At 31.0% G+C, this 1,748-nt stretch carries 2 protein-coding genes; both read right to left on the bottom strand.

Annotation, left to right across the window (positions count from 1 at the left end):
• Positions 1–234 precede the first annotated feature (234 nt).
• Entirely contained in the window at positions 235–801 is a 567-nt protein-coding gene (locus tag Q0733_RS12870) for a hypothetical protein (protein ID WP_298782727.1), read from the bottom strand.
• 169 nt (positions 802–970) lie between these two features.
• The gene (locus Q0733_RS12865) at positions 971–1,513 is read right to left on the bottom strand and encodes a YgcG family protein (RefSeq protein WP_298782725.1); all 543 of its coding nucleotides are present in this window, start codon (positions 1,511–1,513) and stop codon (positions 971–973) included.
• Positions 1,514–1,748 lie beyond the last annotated feature (235 nt).

Below are 1,748 nucleotides of genomic sequence, written 5' to 3'. Positions count from 1 at the left end.
GAATAAACAATCCTACTTTCGTCATTTATATCCAAACACTGCATGGCTATGGCTCATATAAACGGGAACAAGCCCAGAAGGATCAATTATTGCACACAACGTTGTTGTATATTGTTTGTTGCGTATTTCAAGCAACTAATTTAGTAAATAATTATGGACAAAGAAAGTCCGCGAGGACTTTCGCAAGTAGGCAAGAAACCAGCAATAAATTATATACGGTGTTCTACACCGTTTTTATTTCATTATTCCTGCTTTATCTAAATATTCTCCAATTAAATAAGTTGGAATTCCTTTTTGACAACCCAATCTGTAAAATCCAATCCCGTTACTACTTAATTTCTGTAATTCTGATGCTTTTTGAATAATTTCAAATTCCGTAAGAATTGAATTACTTTCTATTAATTCTCCTTTTAAAAACCCGCCTTTTGCTCCAGAAGGAATCAAAATTATTTTTTCAGCATTTACTTTCCGCTGTGAAAATTCATTCTGATACTTATTCAATTCAGATTTTACTGCAAATTCCCAACTTAAATCTTTAATTCTGCCAAACCTCATTGGTAAATCCGCCCTAAAATATTCAGCTTCTTTTTCAGTAAATTCTTCACGTTTTATTAATTCCGATTTTATTTTAAATAATTCAACTCCCATTCTGAAGAATATACTTTTGCGTTTAAAATTTCCAGAGAAAGTCCATTTATTTTCATTTGAAAGACAATCGTAAAAAACTTCATAATTATCCAATCCAATTATTCTAAATACTCGTTCGTCAAATTCAGTTTTATATATTTCTCCTAATTTCAATTTATTCTCGCTGTTTTTTAAATGGTGTAGAACGGTCTCGTATAACCGTCAGTTACGGGTTAATATACACTTATTTTTCGATTTATCACTGGCGTTAGCAATTATGAGTGGATTCGGACGTAGTCGAATCCGCCGTAATTGCGGTTATACATTGTTGTACACAGTACTTTTATTTCCATTTTTCTATTAATTCAGTCACTCCGTTTTTAATTCCGTCATAAAATTTTCCATTTTTAAAATCAGGAATGATGGTCTGGTCAATAACATTTTTACAAATTTGGTCAGTCAAAATAAGTTCCGTTCCAAATCCAGTTGCAATTCCGATTTTCTGACAAGGTTTACAAAGCAGAATTATCAGTCCATTATCTTTTTCCGCTGTTCCAACTCCCCAATATTTTCCCAAATCCGTCGCCATTTTTTGAATGTCAGAATATGGATTTATACTATCAATTGTTACAACAACTATTTGTCGTGTGGTTTCAATATTGTAGTCATAAATAATGTCCGACAGTTCTTTCCTTTGTGAAGAACTGAAAATACTGTCGTAATCGTTTATTATTTGACCTTTAAGTTTTGTTTCTCGGAATTTTTCAACTGTTGAGAAATCAAATTCAGTAGTAGGCTTTTCAATTTCTGTTTCTTGTGCATTTCCTTTGCAAGAAAGTAAATTAAAAGTCAGAAATAGGATTAATATTTTAGTTCCGATTTTCATTTTTTGGGTATTGTGTACAACGTTTTGGTGTATTAAAAGTTGCGATTTTGTGGGCGAGGATTTTCCGAAGGAAAATTTGAAGCAAACAAAAAAAGCAATTACTTTAGGTTAAGCACTAATTTAGCAATTTTTTATACACTTTGTTGGTATTTCGTTGTTTTTTTTCAGTTTATAATTCCTTTTTTAATAATTCAAGTTTTAATAAATTCAGATTTTGAGTAATAAATTCCGCAAA

This window comes from uncultured Polaribacter sp., assembly GCF_947500975.1.
Lineage (GTDB): Bacteria > Bacteroidota > Bacteroidia > Flavobacteriales > Flavobacteriaceae > Polaribacter.
This window is presented reverse-complemented; position numbering and strand designations above follow the sequence as displayed.